Here is a 9,400-nt window from a genome sequence, read left to right on the forward strand (position 1 = left end):
CGTCGTTCCCGTCAATGCTCGCGTCCGTCCTTCAGCGAGTTGATGAGCTGGGAGATGGTGTCCGGCACCGCGGATCGTGCCAGCCATTCAATGCTGTCCGGCGTGAGCAGGGTCTGCGCTTTGCCGAGGATGCCGAGCATGCCGCTGGACGCGTATTCCAGCACGATGCGCTGCCCGGGATTCAACCGTGACTCGTCAAGGCTGAGCACCGACAGCCAAATGCCGACGACGTAGCTTTTCAGCTGCGAGGCAAGACCCGTCGACCCATGCGGACCCGCGATCAGGGAAAGACGACGGATACTGGCGAGTCGCTCCGGCGCGTCCACGAACCGGAGCGCATACTCACGCAATGCGTCGATGTTTTCGTCCTGCCGGATGATGTGCGCGATGAACGCGGTCACGTCCGGTTGCTCGTAGATCGCCGCGATCGCATCGTCGGCGAGCTCGGGGATGTTGGTGTAGTGGTAGTAGAACGCGCTGCGGTTCAATCCGCTTTCGCGCGTGATGTCGCTGATGGTGATCTGCACGTACGGCTTACGCTCCAGCAGCGTCCAGAACGCCTCCTGCATCTTCTCCGGCGCCGTCCGTTCGGTGGCCTTCGGCCGTGCCATGCGTCCTCCTTCGTCTTTCCGTCCGTCATTCCGGTTCGTTAACCCCACACTGTATCGAAATATGGGGATTTAACCCTACGGTGTGATGGGTTACGCTCTCAGGTGCCCGGCGAAAGCACGGAAGACGGTGCCGGGCCGCATCAGAGAGGTGAAACGATGAGCTTCCTTGAATTCCATGACGTGGTCCGTCGGTACGGCAGCGGCGAATCCGCCGTGCTGGCCCTGAACCATGCAACCTTCGACATCGAGCAGGGCGAACTGGCCGTGATCCTCGGCGCATCCGGCGCCGGCAAATCCACGGCCTTGAACATCCTCGGCGGCATGGACCGCGCCACATCCGGCAGCGTGAGGCTCGGGGAGCGGGACGTCACGAAGGCGGGCGAGGCGGAACTGACCGACTACCGCCGCTTCGACGTGGGCTTCGTGTTCCAGTTCTACAACCTCGTGCCCAACCTCACGGCCCTCGAGAACGTGGAGCTCGCCAGCCAGATCTGCCCCGACGCGCTCGACGCCCGCGAAACCCTGGAGAAGGTGGGTCTCGGGAACCGTCTCAACAACTTCCCCGCGCAGTTGTCCGGCGGCGAGCAGCAGCGCGTGTCCATCGCACGTGCCCTCGCCAAGAACCCGAAACTGCTGCTGTGCGACGAGCCGACCGGTGCGCTCGACTACAACACCGGCAAGGAGGTGCTCCAGCTGCTGCAGGACTCCTGCCGCAGCCATGGCATCACGGTCGCGCTCGTCACCCACAACTCCGCGCTCGCGCCGATGGGTGACCGTCTGATCCGCTTCCGTTCCGGCAAGGTCACCGAGATCACGACGAACCCGGACCCGACTCCCATCGCCGACATCGAATGGTAGGGGAGGCGCATCCGACAATGAGGAAGACCGCACTCTGGAAGGACGCATGGCGCACCATCTCCGGCAACGGCAGACGGTTCGCCGCGATCGCGATCATCGTGGCCGTCGGCGTGATGATGCTCGGCGGCCTCAACGCCGTCGGACGTGACATCCGCGCCGGCCTCGACGACTTCTTCGACACGACCGGCATGCACGACGTGTCCGTGGTCTCCACGCTCGGCCTCGACGACGCCGACATCGCCGCGTTGCGCAAGGCGGACGGCATCGCCGACGCGGCCGGCGTGCGTGAACAGGGCGTGACGACGAGAGTCGACGGCAAAAGCGCGTCGGCCACGGTCACGGCGCTCAACGACCGCCATATCGACGAGCCGTACCTGAACGACGGACGCCTGCCGAAGCATGCGCACGAGATCGTCGTCACACGGCAGTACCTCGACGACTCCGGCAAGCGGATCGGCGACAAGGTCACGTTCTCGCCCGACGATTCCGCGGCGTACGCCGCGTCCGCTACGGCGACGTTCGAGGACGGCGCGTACACGATCGTCGGCGTCGTCACCGACCCGAACGACATCGTGAACCCGTCCGGCCCGCTCGCCCTTGTCTCCGGCGCCAAGACCGTCTACCCGATGTTCGTCGCGGCCGACGCGGTCGCGAACGACGCCATGCCGTACGCATCCGCCGCCGTCGCCGTCAGGGGCGCTAAGGCGATGAACACCTACGCCGACGATTATCTGGACAAGGTCGACGCCGCGAAGACGGCCATCGAAGACGCCGCCCCCGCAAACGCGAAATGGATCGTCAACGACCGCGGCGCCATCACCAGCTATGAGGACGTGAAGACGCAAAGCGAGATGATCTCCCGCCTCGGCACCCTGTTCCCCGTGCTGTTCCTCGTCATCGCGCTGTTGGTGAGCCTCACGGCCATCACACGCATGGTGGAGGAGGACCGCCAGCTCATCGGCACGTACAAGGCGATCGGCTACACACGCCGCGAGATCATGGTGAAGTACCTCGTGTATTCGTGCGCGGCCTGCCTGCTGGGCGGAGTCATCGGCGACCTGCTGGGACTCGTCGGGCTGCCGTTCGCGTTCACGCGGAGGATGCTGACGAACATCTACGTGCTGCCCTCATATCCGCTGCTCGTCGACTGGCGTCTCGCCGTCGGCGGCGTGCTCCTGTTCGTCGCCGTCATCACCGGCGCCGCGACGGCCGCATGCGCGGGCTCGCTGCGTCTCCAGCCGGCCGAGCTCATGCGCCCCAAGGCGCCGAAGGCCGGCAGGACCATCATCCTGCAGCGTATCGGATTCATCTGGAACCACCTGAGCTTCCTCGGCAAGGTGACCGCGCGCAACCTGTTCCGCTACAAGTCCCGCGCGCTCATGGTCATCATCGGCGTTCTCGGCTGCACCGCGCTCATGACCGCCGGATTCGGCATGGGCTCGTCCGCACTGACGCTCATGCCACGCCAGCACGGCGAGATCTCCCTCTACGACGTGATGGCCGTCACCTCCGCCGTCGACCACGACAAGGCGCAGCAGGACCTCGACAAGGACAGGGACGTGGAATCCACGCTGCCCCTGCAGCTCGGCTCCGCCACCCTGTCCTCCCCGGATTCGGACGGCGGGAAGATCGCCGCGCAGCTCATGGTCATCCCCGACGGGGAATCCCTTGACGGCTACATCGACCTGCACACGACGGACGGCGCGCCAATCGGGCTGCGCGACGCGGACGGCATCGTCGTCACCGCGAACGCCGCGAAAAAGCTCGCGCTCGTCGCGGGAGACAAGGTCGACATGGCCGACGCGATGGCGGACTCCGCCACGCCGCGCGTACACGCGCTCGCCCAGTACTACACCGGCAACGTCGTGTTCATGACCCGGTCCGCATACGAGAAGGCGTTCGACGCCGACTACGCACCCAACGCCGACCTCATCACGGTGAAGGGCGACGACGACGCGCAGATCGCGTTCGCCAATCGGCTCGCCTCGCAGGACGAATACCTGTCCGTGACGAGCTCCGCGAAACAGGAGCGCGACTTCTCGAAGAGCTTCCTCATCTTCTTCGTGATGATCGGATTCATTGTGGCCATGGCCGCGATCCTCGCCGTCGTGGTGTTGTACACGCTCGCCTCCACGAACATCTCCGAACGCGAACGCGAACTCGCCACCATCAAGGTGCTCGGTTTCCGCCGCCGCGAGGTGCATGGCTACGTGAACAAGGAGATGCTGCTGCTCTCCGCGTTCGGCATCGCCATCGGCCTGCCGTGCGGCCGCGGGCTGCTCGGCTTTCTCGTGAGCCGCCTCGACCTGCCCGGCATGAACATCGTGCCCAACGTGCTGTGGTACTGCTATGCGGCGGCGGCCGTGCTGGCGTTTCTGTTCACGCTGCTGGTGGGCCTCGCCACGAACCACGCGCTCGACCGCATCGACATGGTCGGCGCGCTGAAGAGCCCCGAGTGACGGGTCCGCATCCGTCTCTTCTCCGGTCCCGAGTACGTTGAGTGACGGTTCGGAACGGCGGAAAAGGAGAGACGACAGCATGGAGCAGTTCGACATCGTGCTCGGACAGATGATCGGCATGGCTGTGATGATGGCCGTCGGCTACATCTGCGTGAGGACCCGCGTGCTGAACGAGGCCGCGCTGAACGGCATCTGTTCGCTCATCCTCAAGGTCGGCATCCCGCTGCTTGTCTTCTCCAACGCCGTGGCCGGCACCACGCGTGCCGACCTCATCGGCTCCGACGCGATCATCGTGATGACCCTCGTCATGTACGGGCTGCTCATCGCCGTGTTCACCGGACTGTCCCATCTGCTGCGGCTGAAACGCGAGCGTGGCCGCATGTTCCGCGGCTGCTTCGTGTTCGGCAACGCAGGGTTCATCGGCCTGCCGCTCGTCATCGCGCTGTTCCCCACCAAGGGCGCGCTCTACTTCGCGCTCATGTCCCTCGTGGACCAGTTCCTCCTGTGGACGTACGGCGTGTGGACGTGCAGGAAGGTCGACGACCGGCAATCCACGGCCGACGAGCATCCCTCGCGCGGCTGGCTCGACCGGCTCGCCCCGCTCGTGAGCCCCGCCCTCATCGCCGTCGTGCTCGCCGTCGCCCTCATCCTCGCCGGCGTCCACGTGCCCGACGTGGCCCTCGCCCCGCTGCAGAAGCTCGGCGGCGTCGCCTCGCCGCTGTCGATGGTCTACCTCGGCGGCCTGTTCGCCATCCGCGACTGGACGGGAGTGCTCAGGCGGTACGAGCTGTACGTCGGAGTCGCCGTCAAGATGCTCGCCTTCCCGATCGGCTTCTACGCGCTGCTCGCGTTCGTGCCGCCCATGATCGGCCTGCCGGCCGCGAACCCGGACATGGTCCACATGATGACGATCATCGCCGGACTGCCCACCATGAGCACCATGGTCATGTTCGCCGAACGTGAACGCAACAACCCCGAATACGCGATCGGCATGGTGCTCGTCACCACCGTGGCGAGCCTGTTCACCCTCACCGCCGTCTCCTACCTCGTCTTCTGACCGTCCTTCCAGACGGCCTCCGGACTGTTCCGGACAGATAGGCTCCGACGTGCGCACGGGCGTCCCATCGGCTACCATGGTCAAGGAATCATTCGGGAACCATCCAGATGGGGGCGCGCATCCATGGCGGCAAGGCATTCGCAACGATACGTCGGACAGCATCGCAAACGCACCGATGTGATGGTCGTCGCGCAGGCTGCCCTGTGCGCCGTGCTCGCCGTGCTCATGTGCGCCATGTTCGTCCTGTGGCAGGCCCGCGCCGCCGAACGGGACGAGGCGCTCGCCGGCATCGAGGCCGCCAAGACGGCGAAGATCGTGCAGGCCAAGGCGAAGGCCGAGGCCACCAAGACGCTGAAGCGGGACAAGGTGCCCGCCTTCAACCAGACCATCCAGGAGCAGCGCGAACGCGACCGCTGGACGAACCCCACCGGCGGCCAGCAGCCGAACCTCGCCGACTACACCGACCTGAGCGTGGACGTGAGCCTCGCCGAGCAGAAGGTGTACGTCAAATCCGCCGGCAACACCATCTACACGATGATCGCCAGCACCGGCATGGACGACTCCACGCCCCACGGCACGTACGTCATCAGCGCCCGCGGCACCCACTTCTACAATCCGGACGAGCGCATGGGCGCCGACTATTGGGTGCGGTTCAAAGGGCCGTACCTGTTCCACTCGGTGCCGACCGGCGTCAACGCCGGCGACTATCTCACCGACGAGGCCGCCAAGCTCGGACGGCCCGCCTCGCACGGATGCGTGCGCCTGAGCATCGCCGACGCGAAATGGTTCTACGACCAGATGCCGGCGGGCACGCCCGTCACCATCGCCTGACAACGGGCACCGGCCGGGAGGAACGAATCCGAACGCCGGGTGAACAGTGGCTTACGGGGCGTCGCCGCATGTCGCGGCGGCGCCCCTCGTCCATTACGCTGGGACCAGCGTCATCGAACCGAACAACCGGGAAAGAGGAACGAACCCATGAGCATGCCGCTCGACCTGTATGTGATCCGGCACGGGGAGTCCGAGGCGAACATCATCGTCAACGCCGGCAACAGGGGAGACAACTCCCTGTACACGCAGGACAACGTCACCGTGCCCGACCGCTCATGGCGGCTCACCGCCGTGGGCCGCAAGCAGGCCGACTGCATCGGCCGGTGGCTCGTCGGCCAGCAGCAGCTGTTCGACCGCTACATGGTCTCCCCGTATGTGCGGGCCCGGGAGACCGCCGCCACCATGGCGCTGCCCAAGGCCAAATGGGAGGAGAACCGCGTCATCAGGGAGCGCTCCTGGGGCGAGATCAACACCATCACCAAGGACGATTTCAAGACCAACTACGCACGCAACTGGATGTTCAAGAACACGGACCCGCTGTACTGGCGTCCGCCGGCCGGCGAATCCATCGCCGACGTGTCCGAGGACCGCGTGCACAACGTGCTCACCTCGCTCACGCGCAAATCCGACCTCGGCAGCGTGGTCATGGTCACGCACGGCGACTTCATGCTCGCCCTGATGCTCACCCTCGAGGACCTGTCCGACGAGGAGTTCATGCACCGCGCCGAGGCCCCCGAATGGGCGATCACCAACTGCACGTGCCTGCACTACACGCGCCGGGACCCGGAGACGGGACGCACCTCCAAGCGTGTGCGCTGGGAGCAGACCGCACGGCCCGTCCTCGACGAGGAGACCGGCAAATGGGAGGTCAAGGTGGAGCCGTGGCGCGAGTTCAAACGCCCCTACCTGTCCAACGGCGACCTCGTCGACGTGGTCCACGCGGTGGACCCGCACCTGCTCGAATACTACGGCAAGTGACGCCGGAATCCGGCGGGACGCTCCGGCGTGACGACGGGCGGCTACAATGGCTTCGAATCGCGGGGATGCGGTATGCCCCGCAAGAGAGAAGCTAAGGAGAGCCGCTTATGAGCGAACCCAAAGGCAACATCTTCCAATGGAAACTGCACGGCGACGGCAGGACGCTGGCGCCCGGCGAGGTCGTCGAACCCGACGAGCGCCTCACCTGGACGCGCACCGCGGGCATCGGCGCCCAGCACGTCGTCGCCATGTTCGGCGCGACCTTCCTCGTGCCGATCCTGACGGGCTTCGACCCGTCCACCACCCTGTTCTTCACCGCGCTGTCCACGGCGCTCTTCCTGCTCATCAACAGGAACGTGCTGCCGAGCTACCTGGGCTCCAGCTTCGGCTTCATCGCGCCGATCGCCGCGGTCACCGCCGCCCACTCCGGCTTCGAGGGCATCGCCATCGCCAGCTTCGGCATCCTGTCCACCGGCCTGCTGCTCGCCATCGTCGGCGTGGTCGTCCACTTCGCGGGCTCCAAGTGGATCGACATCATCATGCCGCCGGTCGTCAACGGCGCCATCGTCGCGATTATCGGCTTCAACCTCGCGCCCAGCGTGTGGAACAACTTCAAGGCCGCGCCCGACACCGCGCTCGTCACGCTCGTGGCCGTGCTGCTCGTCGCCGTGCTGTTCCGCGGGCTGGCCGGACGTCTCAACATCCTGCTCGGCGTGATCATCGGCTACGCGTACGCGTGCGCCCGCGGCCAGGTCGACTTCTCCGCCATCGGCAAAGCCGCGTGGATTGGCTTCCCGCACTTCCACACCCCGCAGGTCGACTTCTCCATCCTGCCGATGTTCCTGCCCGTCGTGCTCGTGCTCGTCGCCGAGAACGTCGGCCACGTCAAGTCCGTCGCCCAGATGACCGGCCGCGACTACGACGACCAGATGGGCACCGCCCTGTTCGCCGACGGCCTCGGCACCGCGATCGCCGGCTTCGGTGGCGGCTCCGGCACCACCACGTACGGCGAGAACATCGGCGTCATGGCCGCCACCAAGGTCTATTCGACCGCCGCCTACTGGTGCGCGGCCGGCTTCGCCCTGCTGCTGAGCCTGTGCCCGAAGTTCGGCGCGATCATCAACACCATCCCCGCCGGCGTGCTCGGCGGCGTCACCACGCTGCTCTACGGCATGATCGGCATGATGGGCATCCGCATCTGGGTGGAGAACAAGGTCAACTTCGACAAGCCGCTCAACATCATGGTCGCCGCGATCGTGATGATCATCGCCATCGGCCAGTTCGAGTTCGCGTTCAACGGCATCCAGTTCAACGGCATCGCCATCGGCACGATCGTGATCCTCGTCGCCTACCACGGCCTCAAGGCCATCGGCAAGGCCACCGGCACCATCGCCAAGGACGATCCGGACATCCTGTAGCCGCTGCGGCTGTGCTGGCAGCGGCTATGACTCGGGGCGCTTCCTCGTGTGAGGAAGCGCCCCTTTTGTTGTGCCTGTCATTATTCAGCCGGTGCTGTGTTCCGCTGATCCAGCACGTCCTGCAGGACTTTGATGTTGACGAGTTGCAGTCTGCGTGCCTTGTCGTTGTCGCCGGACCGCCTATATAGCTCCTTCAAGTCCTTCATCACGCTGATGGCACGATACAGCATGTCGTCGGTTTGCCGGTCGGGCGGCGTGCTGTCGATCTTCATCTCATGGCAGCGCATCAGGTTATATGTGGTGCGCTGCAACTGCGGGAGATGCCGATCGCCATCGTTCTGCAGGTTAAGCTGCCGGTACAGGCTCAGCGCATGCTCGTATTCTGCGATTGCCTCGTCAAACCGGGCCATGTCACGGTGCAGCGTGGCGATGTTGTTCCATGCCTGCGCTTCGAGGGAGGCGAATCGCGCTGGATTGCGGTGTGCCTGCTCCTGCCGCGTGTGCAGCACCGACTGTAGCAGCGGCTCGGCTTCGTCGAAGCGTTTGAGGTCCGTGAGCATGATCGCGTAGCTGTTCTGTACGTCGGCGATTAACGATTGGTAGATGCCGGAATCGTGCTGGTCCACATCCTCGTAGATGTGCAGCGCCTCCTTGTATTCACGTTCGGCTTGATCGTACTGCTTGATGTCCGGGCTGCTGTGCAGATCGGCAAAGTTCCTAAGCGTTCGAGCCATATCGAGTTGGTATAGATCAATTTGGGGATTGGCAGCGACGATCTGCTTCTGGATGCGCAGTGCTTCCGCGTATTCGCCTGCGGCCTTGCCATATTCATGTTGCTCGCTGTGCAGCAGAGCGATGTCGCTAAGGATTATAGCCACGTTGGATTTGTGGAAGTCGGATTTGGCTTCAGCGAATTGGCGGTAGATGCTGAGCGCTTCCTGATATTCGCCTTCGGCTTGCTTGTACTGGTGCAGGTATCTGTGCATGTCGGCGAGACCGTTGAGGGTCGCGGCCACGTCAAATTGGTATGCGTCGGGGTTGGTTTCGGCGAGCTGCCGCAGGATGCTGAGCGCTTCCTGATATTCGCCTTCGGCTTGCTTGTACTGGTGCAGGTATCTGTGCATGTCGGCGAGACCGTTGAGGGTCGCGGCCACGTCAAATTGGTATGCGTCGGGGTTGGTTTCGGCG

At 64.7% G+C, this 9,400-nt stretch carries 8 protein-coding genes; 6 read left to right on the forward strand and 2 right to left on the reverse strand.

Annotated features, from left to right (window positions below; genetic code table 11):
* Window positions 1-11: 11 nt before the first annotated feature.
* Window positions 12-611, reverse strand: coding sequence for a TetR/AcrR family transcriptional regulator (locus JS531_RS08225; RefSeq protein ID WP_214314960.1), 600 nt, complete (start codon window positions 609-611; stop codon window positions 12-14).
* Between the two features lie 156 nt (window positions 612-767).
* Here JS531_RS08225 and JS531_RS08230 point away from each other — a divergent pair, with 156 nt between their 5' ends.
* The 6 genes from JS531_RS08230 (at window position 768) to JS531_RS08255 (ending at window position 8,212) form a co-directional block, all read left to right on the forward strand.
* Entirely contained in the window at window positions 768-1,469 is a 702-nt protein-coding gene (locus JS531_RS08230; protein ID WP_214314962.1) for an ABC transporter ATP-binding protein, read from the forward strand.
* Between the two features lie 17 nt (window positions 1,470-1,486).
* The gene (locus JS531_RS08235) at window positions 1,487-3,928 is read left to right on the forward strand and encodes an ABC transporter permease (protein ID WP_214314964.1); all 2,442 of its coding nucleotides are present in this window, start codon (window positions 1,487-1,489) and stop codon (window positions 3,926-3,928) included.
* 79 nt (window positions 3,929-4,007) lie between these two features.
* Window positions 4,008-4,985, forward strand: a complete 978-nt coding sequence (locus tag JS531_RS08240; RefSeq protein ID WP_214314966.1) for an AEC family transporter — start codon at window positions 4,008-4,010, stop codon at window positions 4,983-4,985.
* 123 nt (window positions 4,986-5,108) lie between these two features.
* On the forward strand, window positions 5,109-5,816 hold the full coding sequence (locus JS531_RS08245; RefSeq protein WP_214314968.1) for a L,D-transpeptidase: 708 nt from the start codon (window positions 5,109-5,111) through the stop codon (window positions 5,814-5,816).
* A gap of 147 nt (window positions 5,817-5,963) precedes the next feature.
* Window positions 5,964-6,794 carry a histidine phosphatase family protein gene (locus tag JS531_RS08250; RefSeq protein ID WP_214314970.1) on the forward strand — a complete coding sequence of 277 codons (831 nt, stop codon included), beginning with the start codon at window positions 5,964-5,966 and terminating at the stop codon, window positions 6,792-6,794.
* Window positions 6,795-6,901: 107 nt separating this feature from the next.
* Entirely contained in the window at window positions 6,902-8,212 is a 1,311-nt protein-coding gene (locus tag JS531_RS08255) for a solute carrier family 23 protein (RefSeq protein WP_214314972.1), read from the forward strand.
* Window positions 8,213-8,292: 80 nt separating this feature from the next.
* Here JS531_RS08255 and JS531_RS08260 read toward each other — a convergent pair.
* Window positions 8,293-9,400, reverse strand: a 1,108-nt coding sequence (locus tag JS531_RS08260) for a tetratricopeptide repeat protein (protein WP_214314974.1), incomplete at its 5' end; no start/stop codon positions are given.

The sequence above is a fragment of the Bifidobacterium sp. CP2 genome (genome assembly GCF_018555635.1).
Taxonomy (GTDB): domain Bacteria; phylum Actinomycetota; class Actinomycetes; order Actinomycetales; family Bifidobacteriaceae; genus Bifidobacterium; species Bifidobacterium saguinibicoloris.

Excerpts from the sequence above, each read along its gene's own strand:
- JS531_RS08240 (WP_214314966.1), top strand. The coding sequence starts at position 4,008 with ATGGAGCAGTTCGACATCGTGCTCGGACAGATGATCGGCATGGCTGTG.
- JS531_RS08235 (WP_214314964.1), top strand. The coding sequence starts at position 1,487 with ATGAGGAAGACCGCACTCTGGAAGGACGCATGGCGCACCATCTCCGGC.
- JS531_RS08225 (WP_214314960.1), bottom strand. The coding sequence starts at position 611 with ATGGCACGGCCGAAGGCCACCGAACGGACGGCGCCGGAGAAGATGCAG.
- JS531_RS08245 (WP_214314968.1), top strand. The coding sequence starts at position 5,109 with ATGGCGGCAAGGCATTCGCAACGATACGTCGGACAGCATCGCAAACGC.
- JS531_RS08230 (WP_214314962.1), top strand. The coding sequence starts at position 768 with ATGAGCTTCCTTGAATTCCATGACGTGGTCCGTCGGTACGGCAGCGGC.
- JS531_RS08255 (WP_214314972.1), top strand. The coding sequence starts at position 6,902 with ATGAGCGAACCCAAAGGCAACATCTTCCAATGGAAACTGCACGGCGAC.
- JS531_RS08250 (WP_214314970.1), top strand. The coding sequence starts at position 5,964 with ATGAGCATGCCGCTCGACCTGTATGTGATCCGGCACGGGGAGTCCGAG.